This window comes from Streptomyces sp. SID8374 (assembly GCF_009865135.1).
Lineage (GTDB): Bacteria > Actinomycetota > Actinomycetes > Streptomycetales > Streptomycetaceae > Streptomyces.
Genome location: NZ_WWGH01000001.1, coordinates 2511176 through 2531844 on the forward strand (window position 1 = coordinate 2511176; position 20669 = coordinate 2531844).

The following is a 20669-nucleotide window of genomic DNA, read 5'->3' on the forward strand; positions in this document are numbered from 1 at the left end:
CCCTCTGATGCCCGGCTAATGCCCGGAGGTCGCCTTCAGCCCCACCACGGCGACCAGCAGCAGACAGACGAAGAAGATCCGGGCGGCGGTCACCGGCTCGTTCAGCACGACCATGCCCAGGACCGCCGCACCGGCCGCGCCGATGCCGACCCACACCCCGTACGCCGTACCGATCGGCAGCGTCTTCGCGGCGTGCGACAGCAGCACCATGCTCGCCACGATCCCGAGACCGGTGAACACGCTCGGCCAGAGCCGGGTGAACCCCTCGGTGAACTTCATCCCGATCGACCAGCCCACTTCGAGCAGACCGGCGACGATCAACAGAACCCAGGCCATGAAAACCTCCGACGACAACACGCGAACACGCGTACGAACAGGGATGCGTCGTCTTTGCCTGCCCGGTACGGCGCGTCTCGTCGGGGTGGTTCCACCGTAGCAAGGAACGGCAGGAGGGCCTGGTGACCATGGTCACCAGGCCCTCGTACGCTCGGGGAGGCCTACAGATACAGCCCGGTCGAATCCACCGAACCCTCGAACCGGTCCGCCGCCACCGCGTGCAGGTCGCGCTCGCGCATCAGCACATACGCCACCCCCCGCACCTCGACCTCGGCACGGTCCTCGGGGTCGTACAGCACCCGGTCCCCGGGCTCCACCGTCCGCACGTTCTGGCCGACCGCGACGACCACGGCCCAGGCGAGCCGCCGGCCCACCGCGGCCGTCGCCGGGATCAGGATGCCGCCGCCGGAGCGCCGCTCGCCCTCGGCGGTGTCGTTCCGCACGAGGACACGGTCGTGCAGCATGCGGATGGGCAGCTTGTCGTCGTCATGGGCGTCGCCCCGGGTCTTGTCGCTCACGCCCGCAACCTACCGTCACCGCACCCGGGCGCACGCCCGAGGGGCCCGTACGTCCCACCGGGGGACGGACGGACCCATCACTTCCGGCGGCGCTTGGAGACGGTGACCAGCCCCACCACGCCCACCACCAGCAGCGCGGCGGGAATCACCCGCTCCAGCCGCGGCGAACCGTCCTCCGCGACGAACTGCGCCTTCACCTGTGACACCGAGCGATTCACCGCGACGAACGCGCGGCCGGCCGTCCGGTCCACGGACTGCGCGGCCTTCGCCTTCGCGTCGCCGATGATCGTCTTCGGGTGTACCCGCACCCCGATCTCGTCCAGCACCACAGCGAGCTGCTCACGCCTGCTGATGATGTCCGCCTCGATCTGCGCAGGGGTCCTGGCATCCGACACTGCGCCGCCTCCGTGGTCGTGTCCGGTAAACCTTCATCTGAACCTTCGTCGACAGTCTGTCAGCTCGAACCCCCGCGCACCCGGCGGCACCCCTATTACGCTCGGTCCCGTCCGACCCGTGCACCACCCGAGGAGAACCACATGAGCGAGCGACTCAAGCCCGGCGACCCCGCTCCCGCCTTCACCCTTCCCGACGCCGACGGCAACGAGGTCTCGCTCGCGGACCACAAGGGCCGCAAGGTCATCGTCTACTTCTACCCGGCTGCTCTTACCCCCGGCTGCACCAAGCAGGCCTGCGACTTCACGGACAACCTCGACCTCCTCGCGGGCGCCGGATACGACGTCATCGGCGTCTCCCCCGACAAGCCGGAGAAGCTCGCGAAGTTCCGCGAGCAGGAGAACCTCAAGGTCACGCTGGTCGGCGACCCGTCCAAGGAGACCCTGGAGGCGTACGGCGCCTTCGGCGAGAAGAAGCTGTACGGCAAAGTGGTGACGGGCGTCATCCGCTCCACCGTCGTCGTCGACGAGGACGGCAAGGTGGAGCACGCCTTCTACAACGTCAAGGCGACCGGCCACGTGGCCAAGATCATCAGGGACCTGGGCATCTGACCCGGCCGCTCCCTGCCCCGCCTCGCCCCGGATGGGCCATCCGGGGCGAGGCGGCACGGACGCCGTCCCGTACGGCGGCGGACCATGTGCGGCCCCCTCTCCTGCCCCGGAACGATGTCGAGATCATGTGAGGGACATCGCATCAGGCCATGAAGTCGGTTTGCGACCGCCATGACTGCGCAGAAGCCTTTCCTGAAACACCCTCCGAGGAAAGGACCCGGCCATGGCGGCCCCCGACCCCCACCAGGCGGCCGACCCCGAAGCGGTCAAACGCCACCCCACGCTCTTCCGGGCGGTCCGCAAGCGCAAGAACCCCAGGCTGCGCCGTACGGACATCACCGTCACGGACGACGCTGCGGTGAAGCGCGCGGTGAAGGCCGCCTCGCTGGGCAACGCCATGGAGTGGTTCGACTTCGGCATCTACTCCTACCTGGCCGTCACCATCGGACATGTGTTCTTCCCGTCCGGGAACGAAACGACGCAGCTCCTCTCCTCCTTCGCGACCTTCGCCGTGGCCTTCCTCGTACGGCCGCTCGGCGGGATGTTCTTCGGCCCGATGGGCGACAAGATCGGCCGCAAGAAGGTCCTGGCGCTGACGATGATCCTGATGGCGGTCGGCACGTTCGCCATCGGGCTGATCCCCTCGCACCAGACGATCGGCGTGTGGGCCGCGGTCCTGCTGATCTTCTTCCGGATGCTCCAGGGCTTCTCGACAGGCGGTGAGTACGGGGGCGCGTCCACGTTCATCGCGGAGTACGCCCCCGACAAGCGCCGCGGCTTCTTCGGCAGCTTCCTGGAGTTCGGGACGCTTGCGGGCTACGTGTGCGCGGCCGGTCTGGTGACGGCCCTGTACGCGATGCTGGACACGGCCCAGATGGAGTCCTGGGGCTGGCGCATCCCCTTCCTCGTCGCGGGCCCGCTGGGCCTGGTCGGCCTCTATCTGCGACTGCGGCTGGACGAGACCCCGGCCTTTCAGAAGCTGGAGGGCGGCACGGCGCACGCGACGGAGGCGGCGGACGGGGTGGAGACCACGGCCAAGGGGGACCTGGCGAAGATCTTCCGCCAGTACTGGCCGACGCTGATCCTCTGCATCTGCCTGGTGGGCGCGTAGAACATCACCGACTACATGCTGCTGTCCTACATGCCGACGTACCTCTCCGACGAGCTCGGCTACAGCGAGACGCACGGGCTGCTGATCCTGCTGGCGGTGATGGTGTTCCTGATGACGATCATCAGCCAGGTCGGCAAACTCTCCGACCGCTTCGGCCGCAAGCCCCTCCTCATGACCGGCATGCTGGGCTTCCTCTTCCTCTCCCTCCCCGCGTTCCTCCTCATCCGGATCGACGGCATCCTCCCGATCACGGTCGGCATGCTGATGCTGGGCCTCTCCCTGGTCTGCATGCTCGGCACGATGTCGGCGGCCCTGCCCGCCCTGTTCCCGACGAACGTCCGCTACGGCTCCCTGTCGGTGGGCTACAACCTCTCCGCCTCGATCTTCGGCGGCACGACCCCGCTGGTGATCACGGCCCTGATCAGCTGGTCGGGCTCCAACCTGATGCCCGCGTACTACGCGATGGCGGCGGCCCTGATCGGCGTGATCGCGGTCGCCTGCATGAAGGAGACCGCCCAACAGCCCCTGATCGGCTCGCCGCCGTCGGTGGAGACGGACGAAGAGGCGGCGGAACTGGTCCAGGCGCAGGCGCCTGAGCCGAAGTTCTGACCCGGCCAACTCACGCGCCACCGCCGCCAGCCGCCCGGTACGATGACATGCGTCTGGCGGCGGTGGTGCAACTGGCGACACAGCAGACTTAGGATCTGTGGCCCGTGAAACGGCTTGAGGGTTCGAATCCCTTCCGCCGCACCGAGAACGGCCTGCGCATCGAAGGACTGATGCGCAGGCCGTCTTTCCGTCTCCGCCCTACCCCGCCAACTCCCGCACCACCGGCACCAGCGCCCGGAACGCCTTGCCGCGGTGGCTGATCGCGTTCTTCTCCGCCGGGGTCAGCTCCGCGCAGGTGCGGGTCTCGCCCTCCGGCTGGAGGATCGGGTCGTAGCCGAAGCCGTTCGTGCCGGACGGGGTGTGGCGCAGGGTGCCGTTCAGGCGGCCCTCGACCACGCGTTCCGTGCCGTCGGGGAGGGCCAGGGCGGCGGCGCAGGCGAAGTAGGCGCCGCGGTGGGCGTCCGCGATGTCGCCGAGCTGGGCCAGGAGCAGGCGCAGGTTGGCCCTGTCGTCGCCGTGGGTGCCGGACCAGCGGGCCGAGAAGATGCCGGGGGCGCCGCCGAGGACGTCGACGCAGAGGCCGGAGTCGTCGGCGATCGCCGGGAGGCCGGTGGCCTGGGCGAGGGCGTGGGCCTTGAGGAGCGCGTTCTCGGCGAAGGTGACGCCGGTCTCCTTGACGTCGGGGATGTCGGGGTACGCGTCCGCGCCGACGAGGTCCAGGTCGAGGCCCGCGTCGGCGAGGATGGCGTGCAGTTCGGTGATTTTCCCGGCGTTGCGGGTGGCGAGGATCAGGCGCTTCATGCACCGATTATCGCCGGGCCGGGCGGTGTGCCCTACGGGGTGCAGACCTTGCCGATCTCCGTCGCCGCGTTCGTCACCGGGGTGATGTCGGGGGTGGCGTCGCCGCTCTCGATGGACTCGCGGACGTTGGCCACACCAGCCTGGAGGTCGTCCACCGCCTTGGAGAGGTCCGCGTTGTCCGTGGCCCCGTCGAGGTTCTTGAGCTCGCGGTCGATGTCGTCCAGGGCTTCCGACGCCTGGGTGATGTCCCCGGAGGCGCTGGAGACGGCCCGCTGGAGGTTGCCGACGCTGGTGGCCACGGCGTCGGCGGTCCGGACGCAGTCGAGGGCCTTGTCGAGTCCGGCGCAGCCCACGGCCGTGGTCAGCGTGAGCATGGTGGCGGCGGTGGCGAGTACGAGGCGTTGGTGGCGGCGCGAAGCCATGGTGCGGTCCCTCCCCGGGGATCGGTACGCGGACGGGCGCACGGTTCGACCCGTGCGCCCGTGCTCGTAACGACGCTGTGCGGTGCTTATTTGGTTGCTTCTTTACCCGGGGAGGGTGAGTCGCTACGCGTTCTGCGTGGTTGCGAGTGCGTCACGCTGGAGTGCCGCCAGGTCCACGCAGCCCGCCGTGGCCAGGTCGAGGAGCGAGCCGAGCTCCTTGCGGTCGAAGGGGGCGCCCTCGGCGGTGCCCTGGACCTCGACGAAGCGGCCGTCGCCGGTGCAGACGACGTTCATGTCGGTCTCGGCGCGGACGTCCTCCTCGTAGCAGAGGTCGAGGAGGGGGGTGCCGTCGACGATGCCGACGCTGATCGCGGCAACGGTGTCGGTGAGCGGCTTGCGGCCGGCCTTGACGATCTTCTTGCCCTGGGCCCAGGCGACGGCGTCGGCGAGGGCGACGTACGCGCCGGTGATGGCGGCCGTACGGGTGCCGCCGTCGGCCTGGAGGACGTCGCAGTCCAGGACGATGGTGTTCTCGCCGAGGGCCTTGTAGTCGATGACCGCGCGCAGCGAGCGGCCGATCAGGCGGCTGATCTCGTGGGTGCGTCCGCCGATCTTGCCGCGGACGGCCTCGCGGTCGCCGCGGGTGTTGGTGGAGCGGGGCAGCATGGAGTATTCGGCGGTGACCCAGCCCTCGCCGCTGCCCTTGCGCCAGCGCGGGACGCCTTCGGTGACGGAGGCGGTGCAGAAGACTTTGGTGTCGCCGAAGGAGATGAGGACTGAGCCCTCGGCGTGCTTGCTCCAGCCGCGTTCGATGGTGACGGGGCGGAGCTGTTCGGGGGTGCGGCCGTCGATGCGAGACATGGGGCCGACTTTATCCGTTGGCGGGGGTGGCTCCGTTCGGGTGCGGGTGGGCCCGGACGGCGGAGCGTGGGTTCGCGTACGGCACAGGCCCCGCCGCCGGGTGAGGGTGCGGGGCCTGCGGGTGCGGACCGGAAGGGGCCCAGTGCGGGCCGGGGGGCTGCGGGGTGCGGGCCCCAGGGGGCCTGCGGGGTGCGCCCCCAGGGGGCCCACCGCGTCCGGCGCGGCAGTCAGACGGTCACATCATGTCTTCGATGTCGGCGGCGATGGGGTCCGCGTCGGTGCCGATGACGACCTGGATCGCGGTGCCCATCTTGACGACGCCGTGGGCGCCGGCGGCCTTCAGGGCGGCCTCGTCCACCAGGTCGGCGTTGTGGACCTCGGTGCGGAGGCGGGTGATGCAGCCTTCGATCTCGTCGATGTTCTCGATGCCGCCGAGCCCGGCGACGATCTTCTCAGCCTTGGTGGCCATGCCTTCTCCCTGGTTTGCGCGTGCAGACGGGCCGCCCGCTGCGGGTCCGTTTCGTCACGGTAACGCACGGTTGGCCCAACTTCGCGGGCGGGTAACCGGACTATCACCAAAGATAACGATCACCGGTGCCCTGACTTCGGGGCGGGCCCCGGACCGTGACGCAACTGGTCTACACCAGTTTCCGACGACCGCCAAACGAGGCCTGTTCCGGAAGGATGCCGATGAGTTCGAGCGCCGCTGCGGCACCGCAGCCAAAATGGTGGAACGGGCCGGTCCAGGGCTTGCAGAAGGTCGGCCGCTCCCTCCAGCTCCCGGTGGCCGTCCTCCCGGCGGCGGGCCTGCTCGTCAGCCTCGGGAACCTCTTCGACTCCTATCTGCACGGCGCCTTCTGGGACAAGACCTCCAAGGTCCTGCTCAACGGCGGCACCGCGATCCTCGACGGCCAGGTCGGCCTGCCGCTCCTCTTCTGCATCGGTGTGGCCATCGGCTTCGCCAAGAAGGCGGACGGCTCCACCGCACTCGCGGCCGTCGTCGGCTTCCTGGTCTACCGGGGTGTCCTGACGGCCTTCCCCATGGACGGCACGGTCACCGACGAGCTGCCCGACGGCGAGCCGCAGAACCCCGGCGTCCTCGGCGGCATCCTCATCGGCCTGCTGACCGCGATGGTCTGGCAGCGCTACCACCGCACCAAGCTGGTGGACTGGCTCGGCTTCTTCAACGGCCGGCGCCTGGTGCCGATCCTGATGGCGTTCCTCTGCGTGATCCTGGGCGTGCTGTTCGGGCTGCTGTGGCAGCCGGTGGGTGACGGGCTGACCTGGTTCTCCAAGCAGCTGATCGACCTCGGCTCATGGGGCGCGGCGATCTTCGGCTTCGCGAACCGGCTGCTGATCCCGATCGGCATGCACCAGTTCCTGAACACGTTCTTCTGGTTCCAGGCGGGCGAGTTCACCGGGGCGGACGGCGCGACCGTCCAGGGCGACATCTCCCGGTTCTTCGCCGAGGACCCCTCGGCCGGCCAGTTCACCTCGGGCTTCTTCCCGATCATGATGTTCGGCCTGCCCGCCGCGGCCCTGGCCATCACCCACACCGCGCGGCCCGAGCGCCGCAAGGAGGTGGGCGGTCTCATGGTGTCGGTGGCGCTGACGTCGTTCGTCACGGGCGTGACCGAGCCGATCGAGTTCTCGTTCATGTTCGTCGCACCGCTGCTGTACGGCGCGCACGCGGTGCTCACCGGGGCCTCGATGGGCATCACCTGGCTGCTGGGGGTGCATGCCGGGTTCAGCTTCTCGGCGGGGTTGATCGACTACGTCGTCAACTGGCATCTGGATACGAAACCGTGGCTGATCATCCCGATCGGCGTCTGCTTCGCCGTGATCTACTACATCGTCTTCCGCTTCGCGATCACCAAGTTCGACCTCAAGACGCCGGGCCGGGAACCGGAGGAGATCGAGAAGGAGATCGAGAAGGATCTGACGAAGTAGCAGGTCGGCCGGGTTCCAGCCCGGTCACGCAAGGCCCTCGGACCACCTGGTCCGAGGGCCTTCGCCATGTCACCGAACGTGCCGGGTCTGCTACCGCGAATCAACAGGGAATTGCAGGTTCCTTATCTAACCCTCACCGTGCTAAAACTGGTCTACACCACTGAGTGGTCCAGACCACGGCTGTCTGCCGCGTCTGTCGAGTCGCCGCCTCCCCGCATCAATGACCCGGGCGGCACCGTGCACCATGGAGGATGTTGATGACCACGGCTGAGACCGCACCCGCGGCCGAGAAGAAGAAGGGCGCCGGCGCGATGGCCGTCATGCAGCGCATCGGCCGCAGCCTCATGTTGCCGGTCGCCGTGCTGCCGGCCGCCGCGCTCCTGGTCCGCCTCGGCAACGGCGACATGCTGGGGCGCGAGTCGTTCCCGACCTTCATCACGAAGCTCGCCGGCTACATGGCCGCGGGCGGCGGCGCGATCCTCGACAACATGCCGCTGCTGTTCGCCGTCGGCATCGCGATCGGCTTCGCGAAGAAGTCGGACGGCTCCACGGCCCTGGCCGCCGTCACCGGCTACCTCGTCTTCCAGAAGGTGCTCGCCACCTTCACGGACAGCAACCTGCCCCAGGTCGCCAGCGTGGCCGACGGCAAGATCGTGATGAGCGACGCCCCCGTCAACGCCGGTGTCCTCGGCGGTGTCGTGATGGGCATAGTCGTGGCCCTGCTGTACCAGAAGTTCTACCGGACGAAGCTGCCCGACTGGGCGGGCTTCTTCAGCGGCCGCCGCCTGGTCCCGATCCTCTCCGCCTTCGCGGGTCTGCTCATCGGTATCGTCTTCGGTCTGATCTGGCCGGTCCTCGGCGCCGGTCTGCACAACTTCGGTGAGTGGCTCGTCGGCTCCGGCGCGGTCGGCGCGGGCATCTTCGGTGTCGCCAACCGTGCGCTGATCCCGGTCGGCATGCACCACCTGCTGAACTCCTTCCCCTGGTTCCAGGCGGGCGAGTACAACGGCGCCCACGGTGACATCGCCCGCTTCCTCGCCGGTGACCCGGACGCCGGACAGTTCATGACCGGCTTCTTCCCGATCATGATGTTCGCCCTCCCGGCGGCCTGCCTCGCGATCGTCCACTGCGCCCGCCCCGAGCGCCGCAAGGTCGTCGGCGGCATGATGTTCTCCCTGGCGCTGACCTCGTTCGTCACCGGTGTGACCGAGCCGATCGAGTTCACGTTCATGTTCATCGCCCCGGTGCTGTACGCGATCCACGCGGTGCTGACCGGTGTGTCGATGGCCCTGACCTGGGCGCTCGGCATGAAGGACGGCTTCGGCTTCTCCGCGGGCCTGGTCGACTTCCTGCTGAACCTCGGCATCGCGTCGAAGCCCTGGCTGCTGGTCCTGGTCGGCCTCTGCTTCGCGGTGGTCTACTACGTGGTCTTCCGCTTCGCGATCACCAAGTTCAACCTCCCGACCCCGGGCCGGGAGTCGGACGAGGAGCTCGCCGAGCTGCAGAAGGCCGAGGCGAAGTAGCCCTCAGCCCCGCCCCGTACACACGGAACCCCCGCCTTCCCTCCCGGAAGGCGGGGGTTCCGTCGTACCCGGACCCGGACCCGTACTCAGAACTCGTACACCGCTCCCGGCGCGGCCAGTTCCACCGGGCCCGGGTAGGCAGCCCGGGCGTCGGCGAGGTTGCGGTTCTCGTCCGTCCACGGGGGGATGTGGGTGAGGACCAGTCGGCGGGCGCCCGCGCGGGCGGCGGCCTCGCCGGCCTCGCGGCCGTTGAGGTGCAGGTCGGGGATGTCTTCCTTGCCGTCGACGAACGACGCCTCGCAGAGGAACAGGTCCGCGTCCCGGGCCAGCTCCTCCAGGGCGTCGCAGGTCCCCGTGTCGCCGGAGTAGGCGAGGGTGGAGCCGCCGTGCTCGATCCGGATGCCGAAGGTGTCGACGGGGTGGCGGAGCTTCTCCGTACGGACCGTGAAGGGGCCGATCTCGAAGGTGTCGGCCTTGAGCGTGCGGAAGTCGAAGACCTCGCTCATCGCCCGGTCGGAGGGGGTGTCGCCATGGGCGGCGGTCAGGCGCTGCTCGGTGCCCTCGGGGCCGTGGACCGGGAGGGGGACGGGGCGGGCGCCGTCGTGGCGGTAGTAGCGCACGACGAAGTACGCGCACATGTCGATGTAGTGGTCGGCGTGGAGGTGGCTGAGGAAGATCGCGTCGAGGTCGTAGAGACCGACGTGGCGCTGCAACTCGCCGAGGGCACCGTTGCCCATGTCGAGGAGCAGCCGGAAGCCGTCGGCCTCTACGAGGTAGCTCGAGCATGCCGAACCCGGGGACGGGAACGAGCCGGAGCAGCCGACGACGGTGAGCTTCATGGAGCGTGAACCTCCGAGGCATGGGAACGGGGAGGGTTCGTGCGGAAGGGGTCGTGCAATTCCTGCCGGAACGTTTTGCGGTTTGTCGAGCGTAAGGCGCAAAACTCCGCGTCGCTCCTCTGCCGCCTGCCGTTGTGGGGGAACTCACCTGCTCTGTCACCGGTTCGATGGAAGCGCGCCCACGGTGGGGCCCGGGCGCGGCGTCCGGGCGCGGGAGGGGCGCCCGTCGGCCGCCGGTACGGTCGGGGGATGGACATGTTCTGGTGGGTGGCGCTGGTCGCCGTAGTTCTGCTGGCCCTCGTCGCCGCGGTGGTGGACGGGCGGGGGCGCTCGGACCGGGGGCCCCGGTCGCGGCGGCCGCGGCAGCCGGTGGGGTCGACGCGTCCCCCGTCACGGCCGTCGGGGCCTTCCGGCCCTGCGGGGCGCGGGGACGGGCGTACGCCGCGGGCGGGTGAGGTGTGGTGGGCCGATGTGCCGTACGAGGACGGGCCCGGGTCCAAGGACCGGCCGTGCCTGGTGCTCTCGGTACGGGGGCGGGGCCGGGGGCGCACGGCGCTCGTCGCCAAGATCACCAGCAAGCATCATGAGGAGCGGCCCGGGGTGATCGCGCTGCCCGCGGGGACGGTGGGGGATCAGCGGGGGCGGCAGAGCTTCCTGGAGACGGATGAGCTGCGGGAGGTGCCGTTGGCCGGGTTCCGGCGGCGGGTGGGGGCCGTGGATCCCGAGCTGTGGGAGCGGGTGCGGGGGTTGGGGGCGGGGTGAGGGCGGGGCCGGGTTTCGGGGCTCCGCCCCGGACCCCGCTCCTCAAACGCAGGAGGGGCTGAGTGGCGCCCGGACCGGCTGGGAGGGGCCCCAGGCCAGCTGAAGGCCTGCGGCCCCTACGCCCAGAGCTGGCCTTGCAGCGTTTCGATTGCCGCCTCCGTCGTCTCCGCCGTGTAGACGCCCGTCGACAGGTACTTCCAGCCGCCGTCCGCCACCACGAAGACGATGTCCGCGCTCTCCCCCGCCTTGACCGCCTTCTTGCCCACGCCGATCGCCGCGTGGAGGGCGGCGCCGGTGGAGACGCCCGCGAAGATGCCCTCCTGCTGGAGGAGTTCGCGGGTGCGGGTGACCGCGTCGGCTGAGCCGACCGAGAAGCGGGTGGTGAGGACCGAGGCGTCGTAGAGCTCGGGGACGAAGCCCTCGTCGAGGTTGCGGAGGCCGTAGACCAGGTCGTCGTAGCGCGGTTCGGCGGCGACGATCTGGATGCCGGGGCGGTTCTCGCGGAGGTAGCGGCCGACGCCCATCAGGGTGCCGGTGGTGCCGAGGCCCGCCACGAAGTGCGTGATGGACGGGAGGTCGGTGAGGATCTCCGGTCCGGTGGTGGCGTAGTGGGCGCCCGCGTTGTCCGGGTTGCCGTACTGGTAGAGCATCACCCAGTCCGGGTGCTCGGCGGCCAGCTCCTTCGCGACGCGTACGGCGGTGTTGGAGCCGCCCGCGGCCGGGGAGGAGATGATCTCGGCGCCCCACATGGCGAGCAGGTCGCGCCGCTCCTGCGAGGTGTTCTCCGGCATGACGCAGACGATGCGGTAGCCCTTGAGCTTGGCCGCCATGGCGAGCGAGATGCCGGTGTTGCCGCTGGTGGGCTCCAGGATGGTGCAGCCGGGGGTGAGCCGGCCGTCCTTCTCGGCCTGTTCGACCATGTGGAGCGCGGGGCGGTCCTTGATGGAGCCGGTGGGGTTGCGGTCCTCCAGCTTGGCCCAGATGCGGACGTCCTCGGACGGGGACAGCCGCGGGAGGCGGACGAGGGGGGTGTTCCCCACGGCCGCCAGCGGGGAGTCGTACCGCATCAGCGCATGCCGCCGGCGACGGCCGGGAGGATGGTGACGTTGTCGCCGTCGCTGAGCTTGGTGGAGATGCCGTCGAGGAAGCGGACGTCCTCGTCGTTGAGGTAGACGTTCACGAAGCGGCGGAGCTGTTCGCCGTCGACGATGCGCTCACGGATGCCGGTGTGGCGGCTCTCCAGGTCGGCGAAGAGGTCGGCGAGGGTGTCCCCGTTGCCTTCGACGGCCTTCGCGCCGTCGGTGTAGGTGCGGAGGATGGTCGGGATGCGGACCTCGATGGCCATGGCGTGGGCTCCTGTCGAAAGCGGGGAGGTGGCGTGGGGCGCGCGTTTCTTCCCCCGCGCAGGGGGTGGTGCAGGTGGGTGGCGCGCGGGCCGTGGCTCAGGCCGGGCGGCTCACGGGCAGGCTGCGGGCGGGGGACAGATCGCGCTCTTGAGCCTGCACAGGTCGACGTGCAGCCGCGCGACGAGCAGCGTGCCCGGCGTCCTGTTGCTCACGTCATGGGGAACCATGCGGGCATCGTATCGATTCCCCGTCCGGAAACCCGAGTGTGATCCCACATCGTGGATGGTGAGCGACCACTATGCGGACGTGCGCCGCTCGGTGTGGTCCTGCGGGAGGTAGACCACCGTGGGGGCGCCCGTCTTCGGGTGGGTGCTGACCTCGGCGGCGACGCCGTACACCTCGCCCAGCAGCTCCGCCGTGAGGACCTTTTCCGGGGTGCCGGAGGCGACGACGCGGCCGTCCTTGAGGACGTACAGGCGGTCGCAGTAGTACGCGGCGAGGTTGAGGTCGTGCAGGGCCAGCAGGTTGGTGGTGCCCAGCTCGCGGACCAGGGAGAGGATCTCCAGCTGGTAGCGGATGTCCAGGTGGTTGGTCGGCTCGTCCAGGACGACGAGCGCGGGCTGCTGGACCAGGGCGCGGGCGACCAGGGCGCGTTGGCGTTCGCCGCCGGAGAGGGAGGCGAAGGTACGGGGGGCGAGTGCGGCGATCCCGACCCGGTCGAGGGCCTGGGTGACGAGGGCGGTGTCGGACGCGTTGTCCGCCTCCCAGAACCGCTTGTGCGGGGCGCGGCCCATCGCGACGACCTGGCCGACGGTCAGCTCGAACCCGGCGTGGCCGTCCTGCGGGACCGTGGCGATGCGCTGGGCGCGGGCCTTCACGGGGAGGGTGGCGAGGTCGTCGCCGTCCAGGAGGACCCGGCCGTGGGTGGGGCGCAGGGTGCCGTAGACGCAGCGCAGGAGCGTGGTCTTGCCGCTGCCGTTGGGGCCGACCAGGCCGACCGTCTCGCCGTCGGCGGCGGTGAGGTCGACCGCGTCGACCAGGTGGCGGCCTTCGCCGATCCCGTACGAGAGTGCCTCGGTGCGCAGGGTGGTCACGGGCGGGCTCCCCCGGGAGTGCGTACGGTCGTCATGCGGGTGCTCCCTCGGCTGTGCGTACGGTCGTCACGCGGGCGCCCCCTCCGGCCTGCGGCGCAGCATCCACAGGAAGAACGGGCCGCCCGTCAGCGCCGTGAGCACGCCCACCGGGATGTCCTGCGGGGCCGCGAGCGTCCGGGCGGCCAGGTCGGCGAGGACCAGGAACACGGCCCCGCCGAGCGCGACGACCGGGAGCAGCGCGCGGTGCGAGGCGCCGACCGCCATCCGGGCCATGTGCGGGACCATCAGGCCGACGAAGCCGATCGCCCCGCTGTACGCGACGAGCGCCCCGGTCATCAGGGAGGCGAGGACGAAGACGGCGGCCCGGAAGCGGGCGGTGTCCAGGCCGAGCACGGTCGCGCCCTCCTCCCCCACCAGGAGCAGGTCGAGGGGCCGGGCCAGCGTGAGGAGTACGGCCGTACCGGCGATCAGGGTGACCGTCGGGAGCGCGAGCATGTCCCAGCGGGCCGCGCCGAGGCCGCCGAGGGTCCAGTAGAGGACTTCCTGGAGGTGGTCGGCGCGGGCGGAGGTGACCAGGATCAGGCTGGTGAGGGCGGAGAGGATGTAGGAGACGGCGACCCCGGCGAGGACGAGCCGGTTGGTGGTGAGGCCTCCCCCGCCGCGCGCCAGGGTGTAGACGAGGAGCAGCGAGAGCAGCGCTCCGGCGAAGGCGGCGGCGGGGATGGTGACGGTGGTGGCGAGGGTCGCGCCGATGCCGAGGACGATGACCAGGACCGCGCCGGTGGAGGCCCCGGAGGAGACGCCGAGGAGGAACGGGTCGGCGAGCTGGTTGCGTACAAGGGCCTGGAGGACCGTGCCGATGACGGCCAGTCCGGCGCCGACGACGATGCCGAGGATGACCCGGGGCAGCCGGACGTCCAGGACGATCGTGCGGAACGGGCTCGCCTCCGCCCGCCCGGTCAGGATGTCGATGACCTGGCCGGGCGGGATGCGGACGGAGCCGAGGGCGAGGGCGGCGACCACGGCGGCTGCGAGGAGTGCGGCGAGGACGCCGACGACCAGGGTGTAGCGGAGCAGCCGCCGCGGTGCGGGGGTGCGGCAGGTCACGGGGTGGTGGCCGCCGGGTGGAGCTGGGCCGCGAGCTTCTCGACGGCGGCGGGGACGCGGACGCCGAGGACCGCGTCGGAGAGCGGCATGACCGCGAAGCGCTTGTTCTTGATGGCGGGGACGTCGGCGAGGGCCGGGTCGGTGAGGAGGCGCTTCTTCTTCTGTTCGACGGTGGTGGAGCCGTAGTCGTAGATCACGATGGCTTCGGGCTTGCGGGCGACCACGTTCTCCCAGGAGGCGTCGCCGAAGGACTTGTCGAGGTCGGCGAAGATGTTGGTGCCGCCGGCGCGCTTGATCAGCTCGTTGCCGATGCCCTTGCCGCCCGCGGTGAACGCGATCTTGTCGCCGCTGTCGTAGACGAAGACGGGGAGGGGCTTGAGGTCCTTGAGCTTCTCGGCGGTCGCCGCGTTGTCGGCCTTCGCCTGCTTGATCCAGGCCTCGGCGCGGTCGGTGACGCCGAAGGTGCGGCCGACCTCGCGGATCTCCTCGTAAAGGGTCTCCATCGGGGTGTCGGCCTTGGCGCAGCTCTCGGTGTTGAGCCGGGTCTCGATGCCGGACTTCTTCAGCGCCTCGCGCCCGCGCCCGTCGCCTGCCGCGAACGCGCTGGCGTAACCGCCGTAGACGAAGTCCGGGTCGGTGGCGAGGACCTGCTCGTAGGAGGGGTACTCCTTGGCGATGACGGGGACGGAGGCGTAGTCCTTCGCGTACTTCGGCAGGACCTTGTCGTCGAGATAGGCGGTGCCGACGAGGGACTTGGCCAGGCCCAGTTCGAGCATGATCTCGGTGACGTGCTGGTTCATGGTGACCACGCGCTTGGGCGGGGCCTTGTACGTGGTGGTGACACCGCAGTTGGTGACGGTGTACGGGAAGCCGTCGCTCTTCGCCGAGGCCTCGGGCCTGCCCTGGGCGCCGGTGGAGGTCTCCGGGGTGGAGCAGGCGGTGAGGGCGAGCGGGAGCAGCACGGCGGCGGCTATGAGCGCGGGGGTGCGCCGGGACATGGCGGGGCCTCTCCGGGGGATTTCCGCGTCCCCTGGTCGATGCGTGAAAGGCGGCGGGCCAGTTCCTGGCTTCCGGGCCCGCCCTCCGGTACGGGGTCGTCCACGGGGAGTCGTCCGTACGGGAGGGCGGCCCGGTCACAGTGGCGGGACCGTGCCGGATTCGCACCGGCTTCCTGGTTCCTGCTGCCTTGTGTTCGGGTCTGGGGTGCAGTGTGCCAGACCCGTGCGGCGGCTCCGCGATCCGCCCGGGTGCTCAGTACGCCTCGACGACCTGCACGTCTTCCTCGGTGATCTCGCCGTCCACGATGCGGTACGAGCGGAACTGGAAGGGGCCCGCGCCGTCGGTGTCGGCGGTGGAGACGAGGACGTAGTGGGCGCCGGGCTCATTCGCGTACGTCACGTCGGTGCGGGAGGGGTAGGCCTCGGTCGCCGTGTGCGAGTGGTAGATGATCACGGGCTCCTCGTCGCGGTCGTCCATCTCGCGGTAGAGCTTGAGGAGGTCGCCGGAGTCGAACTCGTAGAACGTGGGCGAGCGGGCGGCGTTGAGCATCGGGATGAAGCGCTCGGGGCGCCCCGTTCCGACCGGGCCCGCCACCACGCCGCACGCCTCGTCGGGGTGGTCGGCGCGGGAGTGGGCGACGATCTGGTCGTGGAGCGCCTGGGTGATGGTCAGCATGGCGCCAGGATAAGACCGACCGGCAGTCGGGGGGTGGGAGAAGGAGCGGGGCTGGGTGCGTGCAGCTGCAAGGCGGAGGATCGAGTCAACGCGGAGCGTTGGTGATTGACGACAACGCCGGAGGGGCCCCTCCCTGCCCGAGCGAAGCCGAGAGCTTGGGGGAGCGCGTGCCCAGCCCCGCGACGCCGCCCCCGATTGCCGGTCGGTCTGAGCATGCGGGCCCTCGCGTACCGGTGGGTGGTACGGGAGGGCCCGCATGGTGGACGCCGGGGCCGTGGGGGGAAGGGGAGTGGCCGGGGCGCCCGGGAGGAGGGCCGGTCCAGGGCCCGGAGTGATCGGGCCCGCCCTCGGGGTCGGTACTCGGCGCAAGCAGGTGGGGTGCTCGGCGGAGCCTGGGTCAGCGCTTGGCGAAGGCGGTGTTCTCCGGGTCGCGCGACTTGAGCACCAGGTAGGAGACGCCGAGGACGAGCGCCCAGAGCGGGGCGCAGTACAGCGAGATCCTGGCCTCCTTGTCGATCGCCATCATCACGATGACCATGCCGATGAAGGCGAGCGCGAACCAGCTGGTGTACGGGGCGCCCGGGGCCTTGAACGAGGACTGCGGGAGCACCCCCTGGTCGGCGAGGCGGCGGTAGCGGATCTGGCTGAACAGGATCATGATCCAGGCCCACATGCCGGAGATGGTCGCGAAGGAGACGACGTAGTTGAACGCCTCGCCCGGCCACTGGTAGTTGATCCAGACGCCGACGAGCATCAGGGCGGCGGAGAAGGTGGTGCCGGTGAGCGGCAGGCCGTTCTTCGTCAGCTTGGTGAAGGCGCGCGGGCCCTGTCCGTTCATGGCCAGGTCGCGGAGCATGCGGCCGGTGGAGTACATGCCGGAGTTGCAGGAGGAGAGCGCCGCGGTCAGGACGACGAAGTTGACGATGGCGGCGCCGATGCCGAGCCCCATCTCCTCGAAGGCCTTCACGAACGGCGAGACGCCCGGCTTGAAGGTGGACCACGGCACGACCGACAGGATCATGATCAGGGCACCGACGTAGAAGACGGCGATGCGCCACGGCACGGTGTTGATGGCCTTGGGCAGCACGGTCTTGGGGTCCTTGGACTCCCCGGCGGTGACGCCGACGAGTTCCACGGCGAGGAAGGCGAACATGACGATCTGGAGCGTCATCAGCATGCCGCCGATGCCGTTCGGGAAGAACCCGCCGTCGTTCCAGAGATTGGAGACGGTCGCGGTGTCACCGGCGTCGGAGAAGCCGAGCGTCAGCACGCCGGCGCAGATGAGGATCATGCCGACGATCGCGGTGACCTTGACCATCGAGAACCAGAACTCCAGCTCACCGAAGAGCTTCACGGAGATCAGATTGGCGCCGTACAGGATGACGGTGAAGACGAGTGCGGACAGCCACTGCGGAATGTCCCACCAGTACGTCATATAGGTGGCGGCGGCGGTGACTTCGGTGATTCCGGTGACGACCCAGAACAGCCAGTACGTCCAGCCGGTCACGAATCCGAAGAAGGGCCCGATGAATTCGCGGGCGTACTCCGAGAAGGAGCCGGAGACCGGGCGGTACATGAGCAGTTCGCCCAGGGCCCGCATGATGAAGAAGATGACCAGGCCCGCGAGGACGTAGGCCAGGATGAGGCTGGGTCCGGCCCGGTCGATCGCTTTGCCCGCGCCCAGGAAGAGCCCGGTCCCGATGGCTCCGCCGATGGCGATCATCTGGATCTGACGGGCTCCCAGACCTCGCTGGTACCCCTCGCCACCGGTCTCGGCCTCCCCGGATTCCGCTCCGGGCCTTCCGTGGTCGGCCTGTCCCTCGTCGACCTGTGCCGATGTCATGTGTGGTGCGCCTTTCTCCACGCCGATCCGCGCCGTCAAGGCTGCGGATCAGGTCCTGATCCCCCCGGATATGGATTGGAGTGCCACCGGCGTTCGGCCGACTTGTGGCGACCCCGGGAACAGGGGTGGCGTCCCCGGGCGATCGTGAAGATTTATCACGGCCGTCACAGGACACCACGGGACATTCTGTGGCGCATCCCACAGGCAAAAGGGGACAAGAAACTCCATCCGGAGCGAATGCCGCCTATGACTTGGGGGGATCGTTACCCGGATCTGAGCGTCCGTTGAGCGAAGGGGGCGCGCCCGGAGGGCGGCACCTTTTCCGCCGATTACGGCATCAGTGTTTCGACGAGCGTTTCCTGAAGTGCGCCGAGCCAGAGATAGGCCATCACCATCGGCTTGCGCGGGTCGCTGTCGGGGAGCCGGTAGAGCGACCCGTCCTCGCCCTCGTCCTCGTCGGAGACCTCCAGCCGGGTGCCGATGGTGAGCCGCAGGTCGTTGAGCGAGCCGAGCCAGGAGCGGCACTCGTCGGCGGTGAGGGTGAGTACGGCTCCGCCGCCGTCGGCGGGCGAGAGCGCGTCCAGCGTCCGGACGACGGCGAGGGCGTCCTCGCGCTTGCGGGAGCGCAGGTCGGTCTCGGTGAAGCGGCGGAACTCGGCGGACAGCTCCCGCAGCTCCTCCTCCGACTTGCCGTCGCTCTCGGTGAGCTCGTCGGGTCCCCCGTACGCGTCGGGGAAGAGCCGGGCCAGGGCCGGGTCGGACGGCGGCTTGCTGGGGCCCTCGGCGAAGAGTGCGGCGAGCGGGTCCTCGCCGTCGGCGGGGGTGTCGCCCGGGCCGATCAGTTCGAGCAGCTGCACGGCGAGGGAGCGCAGGATCGAGATCTCGACCTCGTCGAGTGCGACGGCCGCGCCGCCGCCCGGGGTGGCCTCGAAATGGCCGGCCATGGATTCTCCGATGGTGGGTCGAACGGGGCAGGGGTGCGTACGGCGGCGGTGCCGCTAGTTGCGGTCCTGGGTGAGGGTGGCCCACAGCCCGTAACCGTGCATGGCCTGGACGTCGCGCTCCATCTCCTCGCGGCTCCCGCTGGAGACGACGGCGCGGCCCTTCTGGTGCACGTCCAGCATGAGCTTGTGCGCCTTGTCCTTGGAGTAGCCGAAGTAGGCCTGGAAGACATAGGTCACATAGCTCATGAGGTTGACCGGGTCGTTGTGGACGAGCGTCACCCACGGGACGTCCGGCTCGGGGACCGCGAAGGTCTCCTCGGCCGAATCAGGACGTTCGATCTCTACAGGGGTAGCAACGCTCACCTGTCCCATGCTGCCACTCGGGCGGTCCCCGCGCACAAACGGACCCCACATCTCGTCACTTTGACGAATAGGGGGTAGCATCCCAGCCATGAACTCAGCGGACCTCGGGCGACGGGTCGGCGTTCCGTCGACCGCGCTCTTCACCGACCAGTACGAGCTGACCATGGTGCAGGCGGCCCTCAAGGCGGGCACCGCCGGCCGGCACTCCGTCTTCGAGGCGTTCACCCGCCGACTGCCCGAGGGGCGGCGGTACGGGGTCGTCGCGGGCACCGGGCGGGTGCTGGACGCGGTGGAGAACTTCCACTTCGACGACGAGATGATCGGCTTCCTGCGCCAGCAGGACATCGTGGACGAGCCGACCCTCGAATGGCTGGCGGGCTACCGCTTCAGCGGCGACATCTGGGGCTACCCGGAGGGCGAGGTGTACTTCCCGGGCTCGCCGATCCTGCGGGTGGAGGGCTCCTTCGCCGAGTGCGTGCTGCTGGAGACGGTGATCCTCTCGATCCTCAACCACGACTCCGCGATCGCGGCCGCCGCCTCGCGGATGTCGGCAGCGGCCGGGGGGCGCCGGCTGATCGAGATGGGGGCGCGGCGGACGCACGAGCTGTCGGCGGTTGCCTCGGCGCGTGCGGCGTACGTCGGCGGGTTCGACGCGACCTCCGACCTGGCGGCCGGGTTCCGGTACGGGATTCCGACCGTGGGCACCAGCGCGCACGCCTTCACCCTGCTGCACGACACTGAGCGGGACGCGTTCCGGGCGCAGGTGGACTCGCTGGGGCGGGGCACGACGCTGCTGGTGGACACGTACGACGTGGCCGAGGCGGTGCGGGCGGCGGTGGAGATCGCCGGGCCCGAGCTGGGTGCCGTACGGATCGACTCCGGGGACCTGCTGCTGGTCGCGCACCGGGTGCGGCAGCAGCTGGACGAGCTGGGGGCGACGGGCACGAAGATCGTGGTGACCTCGGACCTGGACGAGTACGCGATCGCCTCGCTGGCGGCCGCGCCGGTGGATGCGTACGGGGTCGGCACGCAGCTGGTCACCGGGAGCGGGCACCCTACGTGTTCGATGGTCTACAAGCTGGTGGCCCGGGCGGGCGCTGCGGGCGCGGATGCTCCGCTGGTGCCGGTGGCCAAGAAGTCGCTGGGCGCGAAGTCGTCGGTGGGTGGTCGCAAGTGGGCGGCGCGCCGGGTCGACGAGGGCGGCGTGGCCGAGGCCGAGGTGATCGGGACCGGGGCGGTGCCGGAGGAGCTGGCGGGGCGGGAGCTGCTGGTGGAGCTGGTGCGGGATGGGGCCGTGGTCGCGCGGGAGCCGCTGGAGGCGGCTCGGGAGCGGCATGTCGCGGCTCGGACCGGGTTGCCGATGTCGGCGATGCAGTTGTCGCGGGGCGAGCCGGTGCTGGGGACGGAGTACGTGTGAGGGCCGGGGGCGTCCGGCCGGGCCGCTTCGTCCTCAAGCGCCGGACGGGCTGGGGTGGGCCCCAGCAGGCGCGGGGCCTCCACCCCGAGGGTTCCGTCCTCAAACGCCGGACGGCCCGAGCGGCCCGGGCGGCCCAGCAGGCGCG

General features: G+C 70.0%; 23 protein-coding genes, 1 tRNA gene, 1 pseudogene and 2 riboswitches. Of the genes and pseudogenes, 7 read left to right on the plus strand and 18 right to left on the minus strand.

The genetic code is table 11. The features are described from left to right. Positions 1-15 precede the first annotated feature (15 nt). From GTY67_RS11090 to GTY67_RS11100, 3 genes are all read right to left on the minus strand, one after another. Complete coding sequence (locus GTY67_RS11090) at positions 16-336, minus strand: multidrug efflux SMR transporter (protein ID WP_093688697.1); 321 nt, start codon at positions 334-336, stop codon at positions 16-18. Between the two features lie 42 nt (positions 337-378). Further along, positions 379-449, minus strand: a riboswitch (guanidine-III (ykkC-III) riboswitch). Positions 450-497: 48 nt separating this feature from the next. After that, positions 498-854, minus strand: coding sequence for a co-chaperone GroES (locus GTY67_RS11095; protein WP_093688699.1), 357 nt, complete (start codon positions 852-854; stop codon positions 498-500). A 77-nt stretch (positions 855-931) separates the two neighbouring features. Then, complete coding sequence (locus tag GTY67_RS11100) at positions 932-1249, minus strand: DUF3618 domain-containing protein (RefSeq protein ID WP_093688701.1); 318 nt, start codon at positions 1247-1249, stop codon at positions 932-934. A gap of 141 nt (positions 1250-1390) precedes the next feature. On the opposite strand from GTY67_RS11100, the gene bcp reads away from it, so the two are divergent. The 3 genes and pseudogenes from bcp (at position 1391) to GTY67_RS11115 (ending at position 3719) form a co-directional block, all read left to right on the plus strand. Then, positions 1391-1858 carry a thioredoxin-dependent thiol peroxidase gene (bcp, locus tag GTY67_RS11105; protein ID WP_015608808.1) on the plus strand — a complete coding sequence of 156 codons (468 nt, stop codon included), beginning with the start codon at positions 1391-1393 and terminating at the stop codon, positions 1856-1858. 223 nt (positions 1859-2081) lie between these two features. After that, a pseudogene (gene proP, locus GTY67_RS11110) lies at positions 2082-3578 on the plus strand (glycine betaine/L-proline transporter ProP). A gap of 56 nt (positions 3579-3634) precedes the next feature. Further along, positions 3635-3719, plus strand: a tRNA-Leu gene (locus GTY67_RS11115). A 57-nt stretch (positions 3720-3776) separates the two neighbouring features. On the opposite strand, the gene rdgB is transcribed toward GTY67_RS11115, so the two are convergent. From rdgB to GTY67_RS11135, 4 genes are all read right to left on the minus strand, one after another. Then, positions 3777-4379 carry an RdgB/HAM1 family non-canonical purine NTP pyrophosphatase gene (rdgB, locus tag GTY67_RS11120; protein ID WP_161278554.1) on the minus strand — a complete coding sequence of 201 codons (603 nt, stop codon included), beginning with the start codon at positions 4377-4379 and terminating at the stop codon, positions 3777-3779. Positions 4380-4411: 32 nt separating this feature from the next. Further along, positions 4412-4801, minus strand: a complete 390-nt coding sequence (locus GTY67_RS11125; RefSeq protein ID WP_093688709.1) for a hypothetical protein — start codon at positions 4799-4801, stop codon at positions 4412-4414. A gap of 123 nt (positions 4802-4924) precedes the next feature. After that, positions 4925-5662 (minus strand): ribonuclease PH, encoded by a 738-nt coding sequence (rph, locus tag GTY67_RS11130; RefSeq protein ID WP_015608813.1) that lies wholly within the window; start codon positions 5660-5662, stop codon positions 4925-4927. Between the two features lie 235 nt (positions 5663-5897). Then, the gene (locus tag GTY67_RS11135; protein WP_030567719.1) at positions 5898-6131 is read right to left on the minus strand and encodes a PTS glucose/sucrose transporter subunit IIB; all 234 of its coding nucleotides are present in this window, start codon (positions 6129-6131) and stop codon (positions 5898-5900) included. Between the two features lie 221 nt (positions 6132-6352). Between GTY67_RS11135 and GTY67_RS11140 the strand changes: the two genes are divergently transcribed. Together GTY67_RS11140 and GTY67_RS11145 are read left to right on the plus strand one after the other, a co-directional pair. Beyond that, the gene (locus GTY67_RS11140; protein ID WP_161278555.1) at positions 6353-7612 is read left to right on the plus strand and encodes a PTS transporter subunit EIIC; all 1260 of its coding nucleotides are present in this window, start codon (positions 6353-6355) and stop codon (positions 7610-7612) included. Between the two features lie 257 nt (positions 7613-7869). Further along, positions 7870-9135: a PTS transporter subunit EIIC gene (locus GTY67_RS11145; RefSeq protein WP_093688713.1), complete on the plus strand. Its 1266-nt coding sequence runs from the start codon at positions 7870-7872 to the stop codon at positions 9133-9135. 86 nt (positions 9136-9221) lie between these two features. On the opposite strand, the gene GTY67_RS11150 is transcribed toward GTY67_RS11145, so the two are convergent. Continuing rightward, on the minus strand, positions 9222-9974 hold the full coding sequence (locus GTY67_RS11150) for an MBL fold metallo-hydrolase (protein WP_093688715.1): 753 nt from the start codon (positions 9972-9974) through the stop codon (positions 9222-9224). 249 nt (positions 9975-10223) lie between these two features. On the opposite strand from GTY67_RS11150, the gene GTY67_RS11155 reads away from it, so the two are divergent. Next, positions 10224-10736, plus strand: coding sequence for a type II toxin-antitoxin system PemK/MazF family toxin (locus GTY67_RS11155; protein WP_093688717.1), 513 nt, complete (start codon positions 10224-10226; stop codon positions 10734-10736). A 116-nt stretch (positions 10737-10852) separates the two neighbouring features. On the opposite strand, the gene GTY67_RS11160 is transcribed toward GTY67_RS11155, so the two are convergent. From GTY67_RS11160 to clpS, 10 genes are all read right to left on the minus strand, one after another. Next, positions 10853-11803 carry a cysteine synthase gene (locus GTY67_RS11160; protein WP_093688719.1) on the minus strand — a complete coding sequence of 317 codons (951 nt, stop codon included), beginning with the start codon at positions 11801-11803 and terminating at the stop codon, positions 10853-10855. Beyond that, positions 11803-12081: a MoaD/ThiS family protein gene (locus tag GTY67_RS11165; RefSeq protein ID WP_006124874.1), complete on the minus strand. Its 279-nt coding sequence runs from the start codon at positions 12079-12081 to the stop codon at positions 11803-11805. The genes GTY67_RS11160 and GTY67_RS11165 overlap by 1 nt, the downstream gene beginning before the upstream one ends. A 111-nt stretch (positions 12082-12192) precedes the next feature. Next, complete coding sequence (locus tag GTY67_RS35470; RefSeq protein ID WP_309544402.1) at positions 12193-12309, minus strand: putative leader peptide; 117 nt, start codon at positions 12307-12309, stop codon at positions 12193-12195. 69 nt (positions 12310-12378) lie between these two features. After that, complete coding sequence (locus GTY67_RS11170; protein ID WP_161278556.1) at positions 12379-13176, minus strand: ABC transporter ATP-binding protein; 798 nt, start codon at positions 13174-13176, stop codon at positions 12379-12381. Positions 13177-13242: 66 nt separating this feature from the next. Then, positions 13243-14283, minus strand: a complete 1041-nt coding sequence (locus tag GTY67_RS11175) for an iron ABC transporter permease (protein WP_161278557.1) — start codon at positions 14281-14283, stop codon at positions 13243-13245. Next, positions 14280-15281: an ABC transporter substrate-binding protein gene (locus GTY67_RS11180; protein WP_161278558.1), complete on the minus strand. Its 1002-nt coding sequence runs from the start codon at positions 15279-15281 to the stop codon at positions 14280-14282. The genes GTY67_RS11175 and GTY67_RS11180 overlap by 4 nt, the downstream gene beginning before the upstream one ends. A 59-nt stretch (positions 15282-15340) precedes the next feature. After that, positions 15341-15460: riboswitch (cobalamin riboswitch) on the minus strand. A gap of 74 nt (positions 15461-15534) precedes the next feature. Beyond that, positions 15535-15957, minus strand: coding sequence for a M67 family metallopeptidase (locus GTY67_RS11185; RefSeq protein ID WP_093688727.1), 423 nt, complete (start codon positions 15955-15957; stop codon positions 15535-15537). Between the two features lie 397 nt (positions 15958-16354). Further along, positions 16355-17800: an amino acid permease gene (locus tag GTY67_RS11190; RefSeq protein WP_093688729.1), complete on the minus strand. Its 1446-nt coding sequence runs from the start codon at positions 17798-17800 to the stop codon at positions 16355-16357. Between the two features lie 329 nt (positions 17801-18129). Next, entirely contained in the window at positions 18130-18744 is a 615-nt protein-coding gene (locus GTY67_RS11195) for a DUF2017 domain-containing protein (RefSeq protein ID WP_093688731.1), read from the minus strand. 54 nt (positions 18745-18798) lie between these two features. Beyond that, positions 18799-19116, minus strand: coding sequence for an ATP-dependent Clp protease adapter ClpS (gene clpS / locus GTY67_RS11200; RefSeq protein ID WP_030567742.1), 318 nt, complete (start codon positions 19114-19116; stop codon positions 18799-18801). A gap of 79 nt (positions 19117-19195) precedes the next feature. Here clpS and GTY67_RS11205 point away from each other — a divergent pair, with 79 nt between their 5' ends. Further along, the gene (locus GTY67_RS11205) at positions 19196-20524 is read left to right on the plus strand and encodes a nicotinate phosphoribosyltransferase (protein ID WP_161278559.1); all 1329 of its coding nucleotides are present in this window, start codon (positions 19196-19198) and stop codon (positions 20522-20524) included. Positions 20525-20669: the final 145 nt, after the last annotated feature.